The organism is Pseudomonas sp. SMN11 (assembly GCF_052041945.1).
GTDB lineage: Bacteria > Pseudomonadota > Gammaproteobacteria > Pseudomonadales > Pseudomonadaceae > Aquipseudomonas.
On sequence record NZ_JBKGGW010000028.1, the window covers coordinates 62,390 to 82,743 of the forward strand.

The 20,354-nt window shown below is 63.9% G+C and carries 19 protein-coding genes, 1 pseudogene and 1 riboswitch; of the genes and pseudogenes, 4 read left to right on the forward strand and 16 right to left on the reverse strand.

The window, feature by feature from the left end:
* Positions 1-54: 54 nt before the first annotated feature.
* The 4 genes from dxs to ribB form a co-directional block, all read right to left on the reverse strand.
* Entirely contained in the window at positions 55-1,950 is a 1,896-nt protein-coding gene (gene dxs, locus ACLEJU_RS20915) for a 1-deoxy-D-xylulose-5-phosphate synthase (RefSeq protein WP_435424800.1), read from the reverse strand.
* A 107-nt stretch (positions 1,951-2,057) separates the two neighbouring features.
* A complete protein-coding gene (ispA, locus tag ACLEJU_RS20920) occupies positions 2,058-2,945 on the reverse strand; it encodes a (2E,6E)-farnesyl diphosphate synthase (RefSeq protein ID WP_435424801.1) in 888 nt (295 codons plus the stop codon).
* Positions 2,942-3,184, reverse strand: a complete 243-nt coding sequence (locus tag ACLEJU_RS20925) for an exodeoxyribonuclease VII small subunit (protein WP_008092375.1) — start codon at positions 3,182-3,184, stop codon at positions 2,942-2,944. The genes ispA and ACLEJU_RS20925 overlap by 4 nt, the downstream gene beginning before the upstream one ends.
* A 234-nt stretch (positions 3,185-3,418) precedes the next feature.
* Positions 3,419-4,069, reverse strand: coding sequence for a 3,4-dihydroxy-2-butanone-4-phosphate synthase (gene ribB / locus ACLEJU_RS20930; RefSeq protein ID WP_435424802.1), 651 nt, complete (start codon positions 4,067-4,069; stop codon positions 3,419-3,421).
* Positions 4,070-4,149: 80 nt separating this feature from the next.
* A riboswitch (FMN riboswitch) is annotated at positions 4,150-4,291 on the reverse strand.
* Between the two features lie 92 nt (positions 4,292-4,383).
* On the opposite strand from ribB, the gene ACLEJU_RS20935 reads away from it, so the two are divergent.
* Positions 4,384-5,589: an RtcB family protein gene (locus tag ACLEJU_RS20935; RefSeq protein WP_435424803.1), complete on the forward strand. Its 1,206-nt coding sequence runs from the start codon at positions 4,384-4,386 to the stop codon at positions 5,587-5,589.
* Positions 5,590-5,683: 94 nt separating this feature from the next.
* Here the strand turns inward: ACLEJU_RS20935 and ACLEJU_RS20940 are convergent, their stop codons facing one another.
* The 3 genes from ACLEJU_RS20940 to ACLEJU_RS20950 form a co-directional block, all read right to left on the reverse strand.
* Complete coding sequence (locus ACLEJU_RS20940) at positions 5,684-6,580, reverse strand: alpha/beta hydrolase (protein ID WP_435424804.1); 897 nt, start codon at positions 6,578-6,580, stop codon at positions 5,684-5,686.
* A gap of 69 nt (positions 6,581-6,649) precedes the next feature.
* Positions 6,650-7,996, reverse strand: coding sequence for a HAMP domain-containing sensor histidine kinase (locus ACLEJU_RS20945; RefSeq protein ID WP_435424805.1), 1,347 nt, complete (start codon positions 7,994-7,996; stop codon positions 6,650-6,652).
* The gene (locus tag ACLEJU_RS20950; protein WP_435424806.1) at positions 7,996-8,688 is read right to left on the reverse strand and encodes a response regulator transcription factor; all 693 of its coding nucleotides are present in this window, start codon (positions 8,686-8,688) and stop codon (positions 7,996-7,998) included. Before ACLEJU_RS20950 ends, ACLEJU_RS20945 begins: the two co-directional genes overlap by 1 nt.
* Before the next feature lie 193 nt (positions 8,689-8,881).
* Here ACLEJU_RS20950 and ACLEJU_RS20955 point away from each other — a divergent pair, with 193 nt between their 5' ends.
* The 3 genes and pseudogenes from ACLEJU_RS20955 (at position 8,882) to ACLEJU_RS20965 (ending at position 12,041) form a co-directional block, all read left to right on the forward strand.
* Positions 8,882-11,059, forward strand: coding sequence for a TonB-dependent siderophore receptor (locus ACLEJU_RS20955; protein ID WP_435424807.1), 2,178 nt, complete (start codon positions 8,882-8,884; stop codon positions 11,057-11,059).
* Positions 11,060-11,380: 321 nt separating this feature from the next.
* Positions 11,381-11,623 (forward strand): hypothetical protein, encoded by a 243-nt coding sequence (locus ACLEJU_RS20960; RefSeq protein WP_435424808.1) that lies wholly within the window; start codon positions 11,381-11,383, stop codon positions 11,621-11,623.
* Positions 11,624-11,778: 155 nt separating this feature from the next.
* Positions 11,779-12,041 (forward strand): annotated as a pseudogene (locus tag ACLEJU_RS20965) (DUF3077 domain-containing protein).
* A 367-nt stretch (positions 12,042-12,408) separates the two neighbouring features.
* On the opposite strand, the gene ACLEJU_RS20970 reads toward ACLEJU_RS20965, so the two are convergent.
* The 9 genes from ACLEJU_RS20970 to ACLEJU_RS21010 all read right to left on the reverse strand — a co-directional run.
* Positions 12,409-13,107: a LexA family transcriptional regulator gene (locus tag ACLEJU_RS20970; RefSeq protein WP_435424809.1), complete on the reverse strand. Its 699-nt coding sequence runs from the start codon at positions 13,105-13,107 to the stop codon at positions 12,409-12,411.
* Positions 13,108-13,282: 175 nt separating this feature from the next.
* On the reverse strand, positions 13,283-13,810 hold the full coding sequence (ppa, locus tag ACLEJU_RS20975; RefSeq protein WP_003255365.1) for an inorganic diphosphatase: 528 nt from the start codon (positions 13,808-13,810) through the stop codon (positions 13,283-13,285).
* 93 nt (positions 13,811-13,903) lie between these two features.
* The gene (locus tag ACLEJU_RS20980) at positions 13,904-14,719 is read right to left on the reverse strand and encodes a zinc-dependent peptidase (protein WP_435424810.1); all 816 of its coding nucleotides are present in this window, start codon (positions 14,717-14,719) and stop codon (positions 13,904-13,906) included.
* Between the two features lie 8 nt (positions 14,720-14,727).
* Positions 14,728-15,375, reverse strand: coding sequence for a DedA family protein (locus ACLEJU_RS20985; RefSeq protein ID WP_435424811.1), 648 nt, complete (start codon positions 15,373-15,375; stop codon positions 14,728-14,730).
* Positions 15,376-15,674: 299 nt separating this feature from the next.
* Entirely contained in the window at positions 15,675-16,133 is a 459-nt protein-coding gene (locus ACLEJU_RS20990; RefSeq protein WP_103448810.1) for a GNAT family N-acetyltransferase, read from the reverse strand.
* A gap of 109 nt (positions 16,134-16,242) precedes the next feature.
* Complete coding sequence (gene eutC, locus ACLEJU_RS20995) at positions 16,243-17,067, reverse strand: ethanolamine ammonia-lyase subunit EutC (RefSeq protein WP_435424812.1); 825 nt, start codon at positions 17,065-17,067, stop codon at positions 16,243-16,245.
* 9 nt (positions 17,068-17,076) lie between these two features.
* Positions 17,077-18,471, reverse strand: coding sequence for an ethanolamine ammonia-lyase subunit EutB (locus tag ACLEJU_RS21000; RefSeq protein WP_435424813.1), 1,395 nt, complete (start codon positions 18,469-18,471; stop codon positions 17,077-17,079).
* Between the two features lie 46 nt (positions 18,472-18,517).
* Positions 18,518-19,966, reverse strand: a complete 1,449-nt coding sequence (eat, locus tag ACLEJU_RS21005; protein WP_435424814.1) for an ethanolamine permease — start codon at positions 19,964-19,966, stop codon at positions 18,518-18,520.
* 117 nt (positions 19,967-20,083) lie between these two features.
* A partial coding sequence (locus tag ACLEJU_RS21010; protein ID WP_440128001.1) for an aldehyde dehydrogenase family protein occupies positions 20,084-20,354 on the reverse strand: 271 nt, incomplete at its 5' end.

Here is a 20,354-nt window from a genome sequence, read left to right on the forward strand (position 1 = left end):
CGGTCTTGAGGGCGGTGGGTTACCTGTGGGAGCGGGCTTGCCCGCGAATAGGCCCTACAGGCCGAGCTTGGCCATTCGAGCGTTGACCGAAGCCTGGATGCCAGCCGCATCCAGCCCACACTCGGCCAGCATCTGCGCCGGCTTGGCATGTTCGACATAAATATCCGGCAGCCCCAGGTGGAGCAATGGCTTGACCACGCCCTCTTGGGCCAGGAACTCGCCCACGGCAGCGCCGGCGCCACCCATGATGCTGTTTTCCTCGATGGTCACCAGCAGCTCATGGCTGGCAGCCAGCTCCAGCACCAAGGCCTCGTCCAGCGGTTTGACGAAACGCATGTCGACCACGGTGGCGTTGATCTGCTCGGCAACCTGCAGGGCCTCGGCCAACTGCACACCAAATACCAGCAAGGCCACTTTCTCGCCCTGGCGGCGAACCACGCCCTTGCCGATCTCCAGCGGTTCGAGGTCGCCACTGATCGGTGCATTCGGGCCGGTGCCGCGTGGGTAGCGCACAGCCGCCGGGCCGTTGTACAGGTGGCCGGTGCTGAGCATCTTGCGCAGCTCGTTCTCGTCGCTCGGGGTCATCACCAGCATGCCGGGGATGCAGCGCAGATACGACAGGTCATAGGCACCAGCGTGGGTCGGGCCGTCTTCGCCCACCAGGCCGGCGCGGTCGATGGCGAACAGCACGTCGAGATTCTGCACCGCCACGTCGTGGATCAGCTGGTCGTAGCCGCGCTGCAGGAAGGTGGAGTAGATCGCCACCACCGGCTTGCTGCCTTCGCAGGCCATGCCCGCGGCCAGGGTCACTGCGTGCTGCTCGGCGATCGCCACGTCGAAGTAGCGCTCAGGGTAGCGCTCGCTGAAATCGACCAGGTCGGAGCCTTCCTTCATCGCCGGGGTGATGCCCACCAGGCGGTTGTCGGCGGCGGCCATGTCGCACAGCCACTGGCCGAACACCGCAGAGTACTTCGGCCCGCTGACCTTCTTCGGCGCAGCTGGCTTGTCGGCGGGTTCGAGCTTGGTGATGGCGTGGTAGCCGATCGGGTCGACCTCGGCCGGGGCGAAGCCCTTGCCCTTCTTGGTCACCACGTGCAGGAACTGCGGGCCCTTGAGGTCACGCATGTTGCGCAGGGTGGCGATCATGGTCGGCAGGTCATGGCCGTCGATCGGGCCGATGTAGTTCCAGCCCAATTCTTCGAACAGCGTGCCCGGCACCAGCATGCCCTTGGCGTACTCCTCGGTGCGACGGGCGATTTCCCAGGCGCCCGGCAGGCGCGACAGCACCTTCTTGCTGCCTTCGCGCATGCTCGCGTAGGTGCGGCTGGAGAGGATCTTGGCCAGGTAGTTGGACAGGCCGCCGACATTGCGCGAAATCGACATGTCGTTGTCGTTGAGGATCACCAGCATGTCGGCGTTGACTTCCTGGGCGTGATTCAACGCCTCGAAGGCCATGCCGGCAGTGAGGGCGCCGTCGCCGATCACGGCGATCGACTTGCGTGCGCTGTTCTGCAGGCGGGCGGCGATGGCCATGCCCAGCGCGGCGCTGATCGAGGTGCTGGAGTGGCCGACGCCGAAGGTGTCGTACTCGCTCTCGCTGCGGCGCGGGAAGGCGGCGATGCCGTCCTTCTGGCGCAGGCTGAGCATGCGCTTGCGGCGCCCGGTGAGGATCTTGTGCGGGTAGGCCTGATGGCCGACGTCCCACACCAGCCGGTCGTCCGGGGTATCGAAGACGTAGTGCAGGGCGATCGTCAGCTCGATCACGCCCAGGCCGGCGCCGAAATGCCCACCGGTCTGACCAACGGTGTAGAGCAACTCCTGGCGCAATTCGTCGGCCAGGGTCTCCAGGTCGGCTTCGGCCAGCCGGCGCAGGCCGGCAGGCGTGTCAGCGCGGTCGAGCAACGGCGTGACCGGGCGTTCGCGGGGGATCTCTTGAAACGTCGTGGGCATCAGGCGAGTCGTTATAGGTGTGTGAAGACGCGGCAGTTTACCCCATTGTGGGAAATACTGCCCATTCAGACGGGTATCACGTGGGGCCGCAAAGTGGCCCCATTCAATCAGTGGCGGCGCTCGACGATATAGCGTGCCAACGCCCGCAGCGGCTCGGCATTTTCGCCAAACCCTTGCAGTGCGACCAGCGCCTGGTCGCGCAGTTCGATGGCATAGGCCTTGGCGGCTTCCAGCCCCAGCAGGGCCGGGTAGGTCGGTTTGTCACGGGCGATGTCGGCACCCTGGCGCTTGCCCAGGGTGGCGGTGTCGCTCTCCACGTCGAGGATATCGTCCTGCACCTGGAAGGCCAGGCCGATGGCCTGTGCATAAGTCTGCAGGGCGTCCAGCTGCGCCTGCTCGGCGCGGGCACTGGCCAGGGCGCCCAGGCGCACGCTGGCTTCGATCAGCGCACCGGTCTTGTGCCGGTGCATGAATTCCAGGGCCTGCTGGTCCAGCTTCAGGCCGACCGAGCCGAGGTCGATGGCCTGGCCACCGACCATGCCTGCAGGGCCTGCCGCCTTGGCCAGGGCCTGGACCATGGCCAGGCGGATGTTGTCGGCCTGCGGGCTCAGGCGTGGGTCGAGCAGGGCGCTGAACGCCAGGCTCTGCAAGCCGTCACCGGCGAGAATCGCGCAGGCTTCGTCGAAGGCCTTGTGGGTAGTTGGCTGGCCACGGCGCAGATCGTCGTCGTCCATGGCCGGCAGGTCGTCATGGACCAGCGAATAGGCGTGGATGAGCTCTACCGCACAGGCGGCACCGTTGGCTTGTTCGGCCGGCGCGCCAAGGGCTTCGCAGGCCGCATAGGCGAGCAGCGGGCGCACACGCTTGCCGCCGTTCATCACGCTGTAGCGCATGGCGGCATACAGGCGCTCCAGCTCTTTGGTCGGGGCGATGAACAGGGGTTCGAGGGCCGCGTCGACACGGGCCTGGCAGGTGGCCTGGTAAGCGGTGATCATGCTTCTGGCTCCGCATCGAACGGCTGTGCGGCGAGTTCGCCGTCACGTTCCAGCAGGATCTGTACCTTCTGTTCGGCCTGGGCCAGGGCACCTTGGCAGTCGCGGGTCAGGGCGATGCCTTGCTCGAAGGCGGCCAGCGAGTCTTCCAGCGACAGTTCGCCGTTCTCCAGGCGCTCGACCAGTGCTTGCAGGTCGGCGAGGGATTGTTCGAAATCGATGGAGGCTTTTTTGCGGGCCATGGCGACAGTCTCGGTGGCAGGTCAGAACGGCGCGACGTTAGCAGAGCGGCGCTAGGGGAGCAAACTCCCGACCACCTGATCGGTTAACGCGGTCATTTGTAGGAGCGGCCTTGTGTCGCGAAAGGGCTGCAAGGCAGCCCCGGCAATTCATGCATTTGCGCTGAAATTCTGGGGCCGCTATGCGGCCCTTTCGCGACACAAGGCCGCTCATACAGGTGCTGTGCAACCCAGGGATCAGGCCGGCTCGGCTTCCAGCTCCACCATGGCCTCGCGGCACCGCGCCAGCTCCTCGATGGTCAGCACCGGCAGGTTGTACTGCCGCGCATACACCGCCACCTGCTCACCCCGCGCCATGCTGCCATCGGGGTTCATCAGCTCGCACAGCACCGCCGCCGGCCGCAAACCCGCCAGGCGTGCCAGGTCCACCGAGCCTTCTGTGTGACCGCGGCGGGTCAGCACGCCACCATCGCGCGCGCGCAGCGGGAACACATGGCCCGGGCTGACGATATGGCGTTGCTCGGCGGTCGAACGCAGCGCCGCTTCGATAGTGGTGATGCGGTCCTGCGCAGAAACGCCAGTGCTCACGCCTTCGGCCGCTTCGATGGTGACGGTGAAGCCGGTGCCGTGGCGGGCCTGGTTGTTCTGCACCATCGGCGCCAGCTGCAGGGCATCGACCGTGGCTTCGTCCAGGCACAGGCAGACGATGCCGCTGCAGTCGCGGATCATCATGGCCATGGTCTGCAGCGACAGGTTCTCGGCGGCGGCGACAATGTCGGCTTCGTCCTCGCGGTCGTCATCGTCGAGCAGCAGCACAGGGCGCCCGGCCTGGAAGGCGGCGATGGCGGCGGATACATTGGGAAATTTTTTTTGTAGCAAAGGGGACATGAAACGCTCCTCGTGATTGATCGATGAACGTCTCGGGGCGAACAAAATGCGCGCGCAGGGGCGCCCGAATGGCCCCTGCCTGACGCCTTCTTTCATCCGGACTATGACCGTCGGCTCTGGAGTTGCACCAGATCTGCTGACCCCCGGCATGGCCGGGGCGCTCGCGGGCTCATCTTTCGATTTACCGCCGGTGGGGACTTTCACCCCGCCCTGAAGACCGGCCAAGCATACAGCACTGTGCCACCTTGCTGGCAAGCCGCTGTTCTACGACCTTCGGCGGTATCATGCAGGCATGGCTCAACAGGAACTGCTCCATGGACATTCTCCAGGTCGCCGGTGGCAAGCCGGTCAAACTGTGGACCGACGGCGTGCCGGTCGAAGACGACGCCCGCCGGCAACTGCTCAACACGGCGAAGATGCCGTTCATCTTCAAGCACCTGGCGGTGATGCCGGATGTGCACCTGGGCAAGGGCTCGACCATTGGCAGCGTGATCCCCACGGTCGGCGCGATCATCCCCGCCGCGGTGGGCGTCGACATCGGCTGCGGCATGATCGCCGCGCGTACCTCGCTGCAGGCGCGTGACCTGCCGGACAAACTGCATGGCCTGCGCAGCGCCATCGAGCAGGCGGTGCCCCACGGCAAGACCTTCGGCAAACGCGACCAAGGTGCCTGGGACAACGTGCCGGGCCTGGCAGACAAAGCCTGGGGCCAGCTCGCCGGGCGTTTCAAGGCCATCACCGACAAGTACCCGCGCCTGGAAAAGACCAACAACCGCCACCACCTGGGCACCCTGGGCGGCGGCAACCACTTCATCGAGGTGTGCCTGGACGAGGCCGACCGGGTCTGGTTCATGCTGCACAGCGGCTCGCGCGGTGTCGGCAATGCCATCGGCAACCTGTTCATCGAACTGGCCCAGGCCGACATGCGTCAGCACCTGGCCAACCTGCCCGACAAGGACCTGGCCTATTTCGAGGAGGGCAGCCGCCATTTCGCCGACTATGTCGAGGCGGTGGAATGGGCGCAGGACTTTGCCCGGCGCAACCGTGAATTGATGATGCAGGCGGTGGTCGCGGCCACCCGCAAGTTGCTGGGCAAGCCGTTCGAGGCAAACCTGGAGGCGGTCAACTGCCACCACAACTATGTGCAGCGCGAGCAGCATTTCGGCCGCGAGGTGCTGGTGACGCGCAAGGGCGCGGTGTCGGCGCAGAAGGGGCAACTGGGCATCATTCCTGGCTCCATGGGCGCCAGAAGCTTCATCGTGCGGGGGCTGGGCAACGAGGAGTCGTTCTGCTCCTGCAGCCATGGCGCGGGCAGGGTGATGAGCCGGACCAAGGCCAGGAGCCGCTTCACCGTGGAGGATCAGCGGCGGGCGACGGCGCATGTGGAGTGCCGCAAGGACAAGGACGTGATCGACGAAATTCCGATGGCGTACAAGGACATCGACGCGGTGATGAAGGCGCAGAGCGAGTTGGTGGAGGTGGTGCACACGCTGCGCCAGGTGGTCTGTGTGAAAGGTTGACCTGTCCCGGCCTCTTCGCGGGCACGACCGCTCCCACAGGCGTACGCGATCCCCTGTGGGAGCGGTCGTACACCGCGAAGAGGCCGGGACAGGATTACCGCGACATATCTCCAATCACCTTACCCAGCGAAGCCGGCAGCATCGGCCCATGCCCAAGCCCTGCGAATCGCTCGAAGCGCACCTGTAGCTCAGATACCTTGGCTAAGTCGGCTGCCAGTTCCCGCGCCGGCCCCTCCACATCACCTTTCACCGGCATACGCGGGTTTGCCGGCTCCTCGCTGCCGCGCATCAGCAACAGCCGCGGCCGGCTATCACCCAGGCGCTGCTGCAACCCCTGCGCCTCACGCACGATCGCCCCGTCGTTCCACCACAGTGATGGGCTTGCCGCTGCATAGTCGCTGAACGCCCCAGGCCGGGTGAACAGCGCATGCAGCACCGCCACACCGCCATAGGAATGCCCCCATAGCGTCTGCCGCTGCAGGTTGATCGGTGCCACGTCAGCCACCATTGGCCGCATCTTTTGCGTCAGCAGATCAAGGAAGGCATCCACCCCACCGCTGGGCTCTCCAGTCAGTGGATCGCGCTGCTCGGCCTGCCCTGGCACTGCCGGGGTGTAGTCGAAGGTGCGCCCGGTCCGCTCGATGCGTTGGTCAGTCTGGTAGCCCACGGCCACCAGCAACGGGGCCTGGCCGGCGGCGAGCTGACTCAGTTGCTGGTTATTCAGTGCACCCAGCGCGGCATTGCCGTCGAGCATCCACAGCACCGGATATCCGGCGGCCGGCGCCGGGCGATCCGGCTTGCCGACCCAGAGGCGGTAGTGACGCTGGCCGTCGGCCGAGTCCAGATCGAGGTGGCTGAAGTGGTAAGCCAGGTCCTGGCGCTGCAGCAGAGAGGTGTCCATCTTCTGCTCACGCGCTGGCTGCGCCATGGCAACCGGGGCGGCCAGCGCCAGTGCCACAAACAGGGGCAGGGACAGGGTCATCTTGCTCATCAGGCCTCTCGTCAGGGCTTTGCAGGGAGAGGCCAGATGATAATCAGTGTTGTTTGGGCGTAAAGCGCATTAACTTTCTAAACATTCCTCGCCGATCGGCAACAGCACATGCAGGCACAAGCCAGGGTGGCCATTGCTGGCCCACAGCCGACCGCCTTGCAGTTCGATGGCACGGCGCGCGATGGCCAGCCCCAGGCCGAAGCCTGCACCGCTGTGGGGCAAACGTTGGTAGGGTTGGAAGATGCGTTCGAGGTCCGCTTGCGGTACGCCGGTGCCCTGGTCGCTCAGGCGCAGGTGCCAGCAGTCGCCGTCACGCCAGCCATCGAGGCTAACCCGGCCGCCCTCGGGCGAATGGCGGATGGCGTTGCGTATCAGGTTTTCCAAGGCCTGGGCCAGGCTGTCCAGATGGACCTGCACCCGGCAGTCGGTGCCCAGCGAGCAGGGCAGGCGTGATCGGTCCCAGCCACTTTCGAAGCAGATGTCCTCGCATAGCGCCTCCCACACGGAAAGCATCAGCACGGGCTCGGTGGGCAGTTGCGGTTGCTCGGTGTCCATCCAGGCAAGGTCAAGGGTGTCCTCGAGCAGCTTCTGCATGTCGTTCACCTCACGCTCCAGGCGTTCACGCAGTTGTGCCGGGGGCAACTCGCTGTCATGGGCGATGCGCAAGCGCGCCAGTGGCGTGCGCAGTTCGTGGGACAGCGTGCGCAGCAGCAGGCGCTGTTGCTCCAGGCTCTGGCGCAGCCGCCCGGCCATGTGCTCGAAGGCCTGTGCCAGTTCACCCAACTCGTCGCGGCGCTCCTGCAGGGGCAGGCCAGGGCTATCCAGGTCGTCGGCGCGCAGGGCATCGGCGCGGTCGCGCAGGCGGTTGAGCGGCACCACCAGCTGCCGATAGATCGCCAGGCCCAGCAGCAGGGCCAGCAGCGTGGGGGCGACGCCATGGGTGATGACATGGGTCCAGGGCGTCAGGCCCGTGGGCAGCAGGCGTTCGGGCAGTTGCATCACCAGGCGGCCGTTCTCGGGGTGCTGCGGGAACTCGATGCTGACGTACGGCAGTTCATCCTGCAGGCGCCGGCTCATCGGCCAGTCGAGTTTGCGCATGAAGGTCAGGTGGCTGGCCTCTTCGGCGTCCAGCGGCGTGGTGCCGAGGCTCTGCAGGTGTGGCCCGAGCAGCACCGCCCAAGTGTCTTCGGCGTGTTCGAGCTTGCGCCGGAACGCCTCGGCGCCTGTCGCCCCCCCTTGCTCCCAGGCCTGTTCAGCCTGCTGTGCGTAGCGGGCGAGGTAGTCCTGGTCGGCCTGGGAGAGAAAATAGGTGCTGCGCTCTACCGACAGGCCCCAGGTCCAGATCAGCCACGTCAGCAGCAGGCAGAAGCTCACCTGCAAGGCTGCCAGTTTCCACAGCAAGGGGTGTCGGCGCATCAGGCGCGTTCCGTGTCGACCAGGATGTAGCCCTGTCCGCGCACGGCTTGGATCTGCAGGTGCTGGGCGTCAATATCGGCCAGCTTGCGACGCAGGTTGCACACGTGCACATCGAGGCCGCGGTCCAGGCGGGTGTAGGCACGGTGCAGCACGGTCTGGTACAGGAACGGCTTGCTCAGGGCCTCGCCCGGGTGGGCGTTCAACGTGGCCAGCAAGCGGAATTCCGAAGCAGTCAGGCCGGCCGCCTTGCCGTGGTGAAGCACATCCTGCAGGTACTGGTCGTAGACCAGCGGGCCGGCTTCGCTGTGCGGCAGCGTGCTGCGGCCGAAGGCCACCCGCCGCAACAGGGCATCCACCCGGGCGTCCAGCTCGGCGAGGCTGAACGGCTTGGGCAGGTAATCGTCCGCGCCGCGGGTAAAGCCGCTGATGCGGTCCTGCTCGGCGCCCAGCGCCGACATCAGCATCACGGGGACGGCATGCTGGCGGCGCAGTTCATCGAGCAGGCTGAGGCCATCGATGCCCGGCAGCATGATGTCCAACAGCACCAGGTCGAAGCGGCTGTGCTGCACGGTATTCAACGCCTGGGTACCGCTGGCGCAGGCGTTGACCAGGAAACCGCGGTTGAGAAAGTGGCGCTGCAGATCCTCACGCAGGCGTGCGTCATCTTCGGCGAGGAGGAGAGAGGTGGGCATCGTTTGTCTTTAATGAGAATTTGTATCAGTTAGCCATCATCCCATTGTGGGCGGGGGAAGGGCAATCGCCCTGTGTCGGGGGCATGTGTTAAGAAGGTTAATCCTGCTGCACCCCGGTTTTTCGTCCGGTATCGTTCGCAAAAAGCAACTTGTTTCATTTGCGATTAAATATCACTTGGGCGAAGGGTGTGTCATGAGCGGTTTCAAAGGTGAGGGGAGCCCGCGACGGGTTCGGGGATGGCTGGTGCTGGGGCTGCTGGCACCGTTTTCATTGTCGGCACTGGCTGAAACGGTGGCAGGCCAGGCGGCTGCAGACGACAATTCGCTTGACCTGCCGGCCTTGACCATCGAAGGCAACCGCCTCTACGACATGCTGCCCTCGGAGCAGACCGGCGGTTACAGCGTCGATGCCGCCACCGTGGGCACCAAGACCCCGGCGGCACTCAAGGACATCCCGCAATCGATCACCGTGTACACCCAAGACTACGTCAAGGACCGCCAGTTCGTGCACCTGGATGACCTGGCCAAGTACACCGCCGGCCTGCGCACCCTGACCAACGACAGCGGCCGTTCGTCGATCTACGCCCGTGGCTACGAGTACAGTGAGTTCAACATCGACGGCTTGCCGGCGCCCATGGCCAGTATCTTCGGCACCGTGCCGTCGCTGGCGGCCTTCGACCGGGTCGAGATCATGCGCGGCCCGGCCGGCCTGTTCAGCAGCACCAGCGAGCTGGGCGGCATCGTCAACATGGTGCGCAAGCGCCCGACCGCCGAATTCCAGGGCCATGTCGAAGGCCGCTATGGCACCTGGGACACCAACCACGAAGAAATCGACCTGAGCGGGCCGCTGGACGATGCCGGCCGGGTGCGCGGGCGCTTCATCGCTTCGCGTGACGACACCAACGGCGAGGTGGATTACAACGCCAACACCAGCAACAGCTACTACGGCGCGCTGGACATCGACCTGGACGACGACACCCAGCTGTCGTTCGGCCTGATCCACGAAGTGAAGAACATCACCCCGCACAACGGTTACCCGGCGACGCTGTCGGGCGAGGTGCCTGATTTCAGCCATTCGAAGTTCCTCGGCGCCGACTGGAACTACTTCGACGGCAAGACCACCGACCTGGTCGCCGAGCTGACCCACCGCTTCGACAACGGTGGCTATGGCCGCGTCGCCGCCCGCGGCTCGCACCGCGACACCAACTACCTGTATGCCTTCACCGCGACCAATGCCACCACCGGGGCCAACTCCGAGCGTGCCAGCGCCCGTGACTTCACCCAGGACACCTACTCGCTGGACGCCAGCTACAGCCAGCCGTTCGAAACCTTCGGCCAGGTCAGCGAATTCGTGGTCGGCACCGACTACAAGAACTACGACACCGAGTACCTCAACGGCACCACCAACCTGGGCAGCATCAACGTCAACACCTACACGCCGACGCGCTTCGCCAAGCCGTCGCCGAACTACAGCACCGAAACCGGCATGCAGGAAGAGGAATACGGCCTGTACTCCAAGGTCACCTTCCGCCCGGTCGAGCGCCTGGCGCTGATTGCCGGCGGCCGCTTCAGCTGGTACCGCGGTGACTTCTACACCACCACCCTGAGCAGCGGCTCGACTGTCGACGACAACAAGCGCGTCGATGGCCGCTTCACGCCGTATGGCGGCCTGGTCTACGACCTGACCGAAAACCACGCGCTGTACGCCAGCTATTCGCAGGTGTTCAAGCCCCAATCGGACACCGATGGCAACGGCCGTGTGCTCAAGCCGCGCCAGGGTGAGCAGTATGAATTCGGCCTGAAGAGCAGCTACTTCGGTGGCGATCTGAACACCCGCCTCTCGGTCTTCCGCCTGACCGACAAGAACCGCGCCAGCACCGAGTACGATGCCGATGGCGTGGACACCGGCTTCTCGGTCGCCTCCGGCAAGACTCGGGTCAAGGGCGCGGAAGTGGAAGTCAGCGGCAAGCTCACGCCGAACTGGGAACTGCTGGCGGGCTACACTTGGATGGAAACCGACACCGTCAAGGGTGACGCCGAAACCACCTTCTTCATCATGCCGCGCAACCAGGCATCGCTGTGGAGCAAGTACACCATCAGCCAGGGCCCGCTGAACGGGCTGGCGATTGGTGGTGGCGTGTCGGCGATGAGCAATTTCTACTCCGAGAATGGCGGCGTGCGTATCGATGCGCCGGGCTATGCCACCGTGGATGCGATGCTGTCGTACCCGGTGACCTCGAAGCTGACGGCGACCTTCAACGTCAACAACCTGTTCGACCGCGATTACCTGTCGCGGGTGGGGTCGACCTCGACGTTCAATTTCTATGGGCCTTCGCGGAGCATGATGGTCGGGGCGCGGTATGACTTCTAAGTTCAGAAAATTCCCGTTGTTTGGAGTCCATTTCTGAATTAGCTTCCTAGCGCCCCTGGGCCATTGCGGTGGTGTTCTGGGCGGCCTAGTGTGGTCCGGTCGTTGCCAAAGCAGCGACCGGGCCTGCAAGCCCGTACAGACATCAGTACCGCTTTCCGAGTTGCTACTTGCCAGCAACTTCGGTCAATGGTGGCTGCGTGCGGGAGATCTTCGGATCTGCCGGTTCTCGTCTGTCCGGTCTTGCAGACCCGCGCGTAGCTGCCACCCATCAAATGCAAGTGATGGCGTGGTGGTCTCTTCGGATACAGACGAGGTTACGCCATGCTTAAGATTGTCCCCGATCCACCCCACGATATTCATTCCCTTGAAGACACCCTGATCCAAGCCACCGACTACGCGCTGTGCGCGACGACTGTGGTGCATCAGGCGTTGCTCCTGCAGCCCAAGTCACCGGCGTCGATCCTGATGATGGCCTCGATGCATGAGATGGAGGCGCTGCGGGCTTTGCTCGAGTCGGCGTTGATCCAGGTGCAGATGCCCACTGGGCCTCGGACCTTGCACTAAGGCTCAGGTGATGTGCTGACTGGTCTGGCCCTTTCGCAGGACAAGCCCGCTCCTACAAGGGTTTGCGACTCCGTGTAGGAGCGGCGGTGCGGCGATCCGGCTTGCCCCGCGAAGAGGCCAGCCCAGGCAAAGCAAATTTTCAGGGAGATTGACCAATGACCACAGACGACACCAATGCACCGTCGGCAAGACCGCCTTCTTCCAAGGTGAAAACCAGACCCACCCATTGTTCCGCATCGAACCCGGCATCCCCTGCCGCGACGCCCGCGAGCAAGCCTCTGAACTGATGGGCTATGTGCGCGAGCTGACCATCCTCGGCTTGATGGACGAGAAACCTATGCTGATCTGGGCCTCGCATTACCTGAGCGCGATGGCCAAGGCGCTGATGGATGATGCCGAGTTGGGCATGAGGCATTGATGGGCCGAGATTGAAGGCGCGTCAGGGCTGCCAGGTGCATGCCGCAACATCTTCAGCGCCTATTAGATCGAGCGCCGCCCGCGCGGCGCTCGGTCTCACAAGCGATGCAAATATCATGGCGAACAAACTGACAGGCATTAAAAAGCCGGCTTGTGGCCGGCTTCTCGGGGACGGTTCCGACTAATTTATGGTAAGTCGCAACCGCCTTAACTGTGCGGCCAGCAAAGGGCCTGAAAGAGATGGCAAACGGTCGTGTGGAGCGTCGCCGAGCCCTCTGGAACGCGGCTTGTGCCGGCCGGGGCTGAATGTGCCGCGTAGCATACAAGGGCTGGCGCGGTATGCCCAGCAAAAAATGGCACAGTGTGTGTCAGCCTGGGCGTCGCTGGCGGTAATGCGACCAATGGAACACCCAGCCGATTACCTCCAGTTTCTGCGCCTTGCGCTGCAATGGTGTATAGCGCTCAACGACCTCACGCCGGTTGTGGCTGTGCAGGCACAGGGTGCCTTGGTGGCCGAGGCTCAGGCTGTTCACCCTGAGCCTGCCATTGTGCAGCAGGGCATAGATCTCGCCATCAACCACCTGGGTGTAGCTGAGGTCGATCGCCAGGATGGCATCGCGCGGGATCCACGGCCCCATGTTGGCGGCAGGCATGGTCATGCAGATGGCATGCTCCACCGGTACGGCCAATGCCTCCAGTGCAGGTGCCGGCATTGCCAGGTGGTGATTGTCGAGCGCGATGAGTTGGCCATTGCGCAGCACATGGAAGGGCACTTGCACCAGCGGGACAGGCCGGTCCGGTGACGCGCCGAATGCGTCTATCGGCGTTGCCTGTGGTGCGTAAATGCGCAGAAGCGAATGCGGGTGCTTGGGGCCTTCGCCCGTTTGCAACCAGCGACGCTGTACACAGAACAACTCGGCCATTTCATCGAGGCGGGCAATCGGAATGCCGCGGGTGAACCAGTTGTTGATGTGCTGCGACGTGACGCGGCGCTGGGCAGCGAAGTCTGCGGGGGTCAGGCCACATTCCCGGAGGAGTGCCTTGAGTCGGTCACCGGATCTGTTCATGAGGCCGAGTGTAGCGGCCGGTTGCCAGTAGCGAAATGAACGTGATGTTGACGTGAACGGTGCGAAAAAGGCCTGGATGTAGGGCCAATGTGTAGGACTGCGTAGGATTTTTTACCTGCCCTCAGCATCGCCCAAAAAAAACCCGCCGAGGCGGGTTTTCTTATGCAAAGCGGTATCAGCCCTTGTAGGCAGCGACCGATTTGGTGATCGCGGCGCGGGCGGCGTCGGCGCCTTCCCAGCCTTCGATCTTGACCCACTTGCCCTTCTCGAGATCCTTGTAGTTCGCGAAGAAGTGCTCGATCTGCTGGATCAGCAGGGCTGGCAGGTCGGTGTATTCCTTCACGTCGACGTACAGCTGGCTCAGCTTGTCGTGAGGGACGGCGATGACCTTGGCGTCGCCGCCGCCGTCGTCGGTCATGTTCAGCACGCCGACCGGACGGGCACGGATGACCGAGCCTGGAGCCACTGGGTAGGGGGTCACGACCAGCACGTCCAGCGGATCACCGTCGTCGGCCAGGGTGTTCGGGATGAAGCCGTAGTTGGCCGGGTAGAACATCGGGGTGGCCATGAAACGGTCAACGAACAGGGTGTCGCTGTCCTTGTCGATTTCGTACTTGATCGGCGCGTGGTTGGCCGGGATCTCGATGGCGACGTAGATGTCGTTCGGCAGGTCTTTGCCAGCCGGAATCTTGCTGTAGCTCATTGGGCAGTGCCCCCGTGTTTGATCAAAAAAGTGGCGGCGATTATAGGCACATTCCGCCAGGCCATGCCACGTGCGGACGGATGTGCGGCCGCATCAGGCGTGGCTTTCGCGGTAATCCGGGTGCCCGCCCTGCAGCTTGAGCAGGCGCTCGAGAGGGTTCTGCCGGTAGAACAGCGACAGCTGCTGGTACACCTGTGGATAAGCCTGCTGCAGCACGTCGGGAGCGCTGAAGAAGTACTCACTGGTGACGGCGAAGAACTCCGCCGGGTTTTCCGCAGCGTAGGGGTCGATGGCGGTTTCGGCGTCGGGGTCGGCGTCGAGCTGGCGATTGAGGTCGTCATAGGCTTGCTGCATGGCTGCAGCCCAGTCTTCCACGTGCATGCCTGGGTGCAGCGGCGGCAGGCCGTTGGCATCGCCATTGAGCATGTCGAGTTTGTGCGCCAGTTCGTGGATCACCAGGTTGTAGGCCTCCCAGCCACCACTGGCCAGCACCCCGGCCCAGGCCAGGATGATCGGCCCCTGTTGCCAGGCTTCGCCGCTGTGCTCGGCATCCCACACGTGCTCCACGCCGCTGGCATCGCGGTGGCGTTGCGGGCTCTTGAAGTCGTCGGGGTAGAGGATGATCTCGTGGAACCCCTGGTACCAGTTCAACTCGCCCAGGTGCAGCAATGGCAGCTGCGCCTGGGCGGCAAGAAACAGGCGCTGCTCGTCGTCCAGTTCGACCCCGGGGAGGGTGGTCAGGTGCTTGTCGAGCAGGAACAGGATGCAGGCTTCGCGCAGCCACTGGTCTTCCGCTTCACTGATGCCATCGAGCATTGGCAGGCGATCACGGATCACCTGCCATTGCCCTGGCTCGATCGGGTAGCGCGCGAGGGTGCGCTTGCGCCGCCAGGCGCTGAAGGACCACATGTCGGCTGTCAGTGGGCCTTGGCGGTGCGGCCCAGGCGGCTGCGCAGCAGGCCGAGGATCATCGGTACCAGCGACAGCACGATGATGCCGACCACCATCAGCGACAGGTGCTGCTTGATGAACGGCACGTTGCCGAAGAAGTAGCCCAGGGTCACCAGGCCGCCGACCCACAGCAGCGAACCTGCCACGCTGAAACTGAGGAAGCGCGGGTAGTGCATGTGGGCGATACCGGCCACGAACGGGGCGAAGGTGCGCAGGATCGGCAGGAAGCGCGCCATGGTTACGGTCTTGCCGCCATGGCGCTCATAGAACTCGTGGGTGCGCTGCAGGTAGTCGCGGCGGAAGATCTTCGAGTTGGGGTTGCTAAACAGTTTTTCGCCCGTGGTGCGGCCGATGATGTAGTTGGTGCTGTCGCCAAGGATGGCAGCGGCCATCAGCAGGCCCGCCAGCAGAACCGGGTCCATGCCGCCACCGGCGGCCACGGCGCCGGCGATGAACAGCAGTGAGTCGCCCGGCAGGAACGGCATCACCACCAAACCGGTTTCGCAGAAGATCACGGCAAACAGGATCGCGTAGATCCAGGGGCCGTAATTGGTCACCAGCAGATCGAGGTAGGCATCGAGATGCAGGATTAAATCCAGCGGGTTGAATTCCATGTACAGCACCTGTGTTCTTGACCCGCCTATACGGGCACGCGATGACGGGCTATGCCCTGGGTGTCGGCATCTTTTCCTGTCGTGGGAGTGAAATTTCCCACGCAACAGAGGGGCATTATACGGCGATGTAGCAAACCTGCCCGGGGAGTTTGTAGCGGGGGGTTACTGCGTTGACCCGTACCGGCTCTTTCGCAAGGCAACTCGCTCCCACAGGCGCCATGTAATCACTGGGCCTGTGAAAATCCTGTGGGAGCGGCGGTGCGGCGAGCCGAATTGCCCTGCGAAAGGGCCTGTATGGGTCAGTCCGGATTGATCGGCAGAATGTAGTTCTCGAACTCGGTATCCTTGCGAAAGCCCATCGACTCATAGGTCTTGCGCGCCACCTCGTTGTTGGCGCTGGTCGAAACCCGCATGCGCACCGCATTGGTTTCCTTGGCCATCTTCTTGGCCTCGCGCATCAAGTGGTCAGCTACCAGCATGCGCCGTGAGTCTTCGGCCACGAAGATGTCATTGAGAATCCACACCCGCTTCAGCGACAGCGATGAATAGCTCGGATAAAGCTGGCAGAAACCAAGCAATTTGCTGTCATCGTCAACCGGCAAAGCCAGGTAGATGATCGATTCACTGCGCATAAGGCGCTTTTGCAGAAACTTGCGCGAACTGTCCGGATAAGGGAGCTGCCCATAGAACTCGCGGTATCTGACGAACAGCGGGGTGAGCAGGTCGAGGTGTTCCAGGGTTGCCTTGATGATGCGCATGTGCGGCCCTCAGAGTCCATTTGGGGAAACAGCGGAATGCCTGCAGCTTTCATGGGCATGCTGCCCCAATGCTGGCCATCAGCGCAATCCGCCTTCCGTTACATGTTCTTTAACGTTCACCGAGCAGGAAATTGCCTCGCTGGGTGGGAGCATTTTCACTGTCGATGCTATGGACCTCGGCTTCGTCCTTCAGATTCACACCGGAAAGCTGTCGCCTGCAGGCTTCGCGCATCAGGTATAGCAGGCGATGGGCCGCCATGCCGTAACTCAGGCCTTCCAGGCGGATATTGGAGATGCAGTTGCGATAGGCGTCGGTCAGGCCGACCTTGGGTGCATAGGTGAAATACAGGCCCAGGCTGTCTGGCGAACTTAGCCCCGGGCGTTCGCCGATCAGCATCACGGTCATGCGCGCACCGAGCAGTTGGCCCACTTCATCCGCCACCGCCACTCGGCCTTGCTCTACCAGCACCACCGGGGCGCGGGTCCAGCCATCGCTAGCGGCCTGCTCCTCGAAGCGGGCCAGGAACGGCAAGGTATGGCGGTGCACGGCCAGGGCCGAGAGGCCGTCGGCGACCACGATGGCCAGGTCGACGCCATCGGGGTTGGCCTGGGCAAGCTGGCGCAAGCGGTCGGCGGAATCTTCGTTCAGCCGCCGGCCCAGGTCGGGGCGTTGCAGGTATTGGTGGCGGTCGCTGGCGGCACTGTGCAGCACCAGGCTGTCCTGGCCACGGTCCTTGAGCTGTTCGCTCAGGGCGGCGTGGTCGAACGCCAGGTGCACGGCGTCGCGGGCCTGGGCGTGGGCGAACTGGAAGTCCAGTTGCGCACTGGTGGGCAGGCTGGTACCGCAGCGGCCAAGGGCGATACGCGCCGGGGTCAGGTTGCGCAGCGCCAGCCAAGGGCTTTCCTGATTGGAGGGTGGAGTACGGTCTGCCATGGTCACCTCTTATGCCAGCTGCGCCAACGCCTGGCGGAATGCCGGCGGCAGGTTGTCGCCAAAGCGCACGCGGCCATCGGCCTGGGTGAAGATGCCGGTGCGATGCAGCCAGGCTTCGAATTCCGGCCCGGGCTTCAGGCCGAGGGTCTGGCGCGCATACAGCGCGTCGTGGAATGACGTGGTCTGGTAGTTGAGCATGATGTCGTCGGAGCCGGGGATACCCATGATGAAGTTGATCCCGGCCACGCCCAGGAGGGTCAGCAGGGTGTCCATATCGTCCTGGTCGGCTTCGGCGTGGTTGGTGTAGCAGATGTCGCAGCCCATCGGCACACCGAGCAGCTTGCCGCAGAAGTGGTCTTCCAGGCCGGCGCGGATGATCTGCTTGCCGTTGTACAGGTACTCGGGGCCGATGAAACCGACCACCGTGTTGACCAGGAACGGCTTGAAGTGGCGAGCCACGGCGTAGGCGCGGGTTTCGCAGGTCTGCTGGTCGACACCGTGATGGGCATTGGCCGATAGCGCGCTGCCTTGGCCTGTCTCGAAATACATCAGGTTCTGCCCGAGGGTGCCGCGCTTTAGCGACAAGCCGGCCTCGTAACCTTCCTGCAACACGTTGAGGTTGATGCCAAAGCCGGCGTTGGCCGCCTCGGTGCCGGCGATCGACTGGAACACCAGGTCCAGCGGCACGCCGCGGTTGATCGCTTCGATCGAGGTGGTGACGTGGGTCAGCACGCACGCCTGGGTTGGGATGTCGTAGCGCTGGATGATGGCATCGAGCATTTCCAGCAGGGCGCAGATCGAGGCGATGCTGTCGGTGGCCGGGTTGATGCCGATCATGGCGTCACCGTTGCCGTAGAGCAGGCCGTCGAGGATACTGGCGGCGATGCCGGCCGGCTCATCCGTCGGGTGGTTGGGCTGCAGGCGGGTCGACAGGCGCCCGCGCAGGCCCATGGTGCCGCGGAACTGGGTGACCACGCGGATCTTCTGCGCCACCAGCACCAGGTCCTGCACACGCATGATCTTCGATACGGCCGCGGCCATTTCCGGGGTCAGCCCTGGGGCGAGAGCGCGCAGGCTCTGTTCGTTGGCTTCATCGCCGAGCAGCCAGTCGCGCAGGCCGCCGACGGTCAGGTGGCTGACCGGGGCGAAAGCTTGGGCGTCGTGGGTGTCGACAATCAGCCGGGTGATCTCGTCCTGTTCGTAGGGGATCAGCGCTTCATTGAGAAAATGGCTGAGCGGGATGTTGGCCAGGGCCATCTGCGCGGCGACCCGTTCGCCGTCATTGCTGGCGGCGACACCGGCCAGGAAGTCCCCGGAACGGGCTGGGCTGGCCTTGGCCATCACTTCCTTGAGGCTGTCGAAGCGATAGACCAGATGGCCTACCGTGTGTACGAAACTTGCCATACAGACTCTCCAGAGCCGCGGGCTGGCCCGCGGCAGGTGGCGGCGATCAGTGCAGGGCCTCTTCGGCCTTCTGGATCGCGGCGAATTCCTCTTCCGGTGTGCCCGCCACCAGGTGGTGGCGGCTGTAGAACGCAAAGTAGGCAATCAGTACCGCATAGATCACCGCAGCGCCAATCACCACCCGTGGGTCGACCAGGAAGCCCGCGACCACCGCGATACAGGCCAGCACCAGCGCCAGGCCCGAGGTGAAGATGCCGCCCGGAGTGCGGTAGGGGCGTTCCATTTTCGGTCGGCGGATACGCAGGGTGATGTGTGCAGCCATCATCAGCACATACGACAGTGTGGCACCGAATACCGCCACCAGGATCAGCAGGTCGCCCTGGCCGGTCAGCGACAGGGCGAAGCCGATGATGCCGGGGATCACCAGCGCCATGACTGGGGCCTTGCTCTTGTTGGTTTCCGACAGCTTGCGCGGCAGGTAGCCGGCGCGGGAAAGGGCGAAGATCTGCCGCGAATAGGCATAGATAATCGAGAAGAAGCTGGCGATCAGGCCGGCCAGACCCACCAAGTTGACGAAGCTGCCCATCCAGGTGGAACCGCCATAGGCCTTGGCCAGTGCCTCGACCAACGGGTTGCCGGACGCCTTAAGCGCTTCGGAGCCCGCACCGCCAGGGCCGACCACCAGGATCAGCAGGGCGAAGGCCAACAGCACGAGCATCGCGCCAATCAGGCCGCGCGGCAGGTCACGCTTGGGGTTCTTGGTTTCTTCGGCGGCAAGCGGCACGCCTTCAACGGCGAGGAAGAACCAGATGGCATAAGGGATCGCCGCCCACACGCCGACGTAGCCGAACGGCAGGAAGTTGCTAGCGCCGGCAGCGTCGGTTTTGGCGATGTCGAAGAGGTTGGCTGCATCAAAATGGGGCACCATGGCCACCAGGAACACGGCCAGGGCGATGGCCGCGATGGCGGTGATGATGAACATCAGCTTCAGCGCTTCACCCACGCCGAAGATGTGGATGCCGATGAAGACCACGTAGAACGCCAGGTAGATCATCCAGCCGCCGATGCCGAACAGTGACTGGCAGTAGGCACCGATGAACGTGGCGATGGCGGCGGGGGCAATGGCGTATTCGATGAGGATCGCCGTGCCGGTCAGAAAGCCGCCCCATGGGCCGAAGGCACTGCGGGCAAAGCCGTAGCCGCCGCCAGCAGTGGGGATCATCGAGGACAGTTCGGCCAGCGAGAAGCACATGCACAGATACATGGTGGCCATCAGCAAGGTGGCGAGGAACATGCCGCCCCAGCCACCCTGGGCCAGGCCGAAGTTCCAGCCGGCATAGTCGCCGGAAATCACGTAGGCGACGCCCAGGCCCACCAGCAGTACCCAGCCGGCGGCGCCTTTTTTCAGTTCACGTTGCTGGAAATAGTCCGACCCGACTTTTTCGAAGTCGACGGAAGACCCTGCCGGCGCACCGGCGGAATGATCGCTTGGCATAGTTCACCTGTTCTTTTTCTTGGTGGCCGGAAGGGTTCCGGGCCGATGGTGATGGGTTACTGCAGGAAGCGAGCCAGAGCGCTTGGGACCGCCAGCCGGCGGCCCCAGTGCCCTGTTTTAGAAGAAGCCCAACGGGTTGATGTCGTAGCTCACCAGCAGGTTCTTGGTCTGCTGGTAGTGGTCGAGCATCATCTTGTGGGTTTCACGGCCGACACCGGACTTCTTGTAGCCACCGAACGCGGCATGCGCCGGGTACAGGTGGTAGCAGTTGGTCCATACGCGGCCCGCCTTGATGCCGCGGCCCATGCGGTAGGCGCGGTTGATGTCGCGGGTCCACACGCCGGCACCGAGGCCGAACTCGGTGTCGTTGGCAATCGCCAGGGCTTCA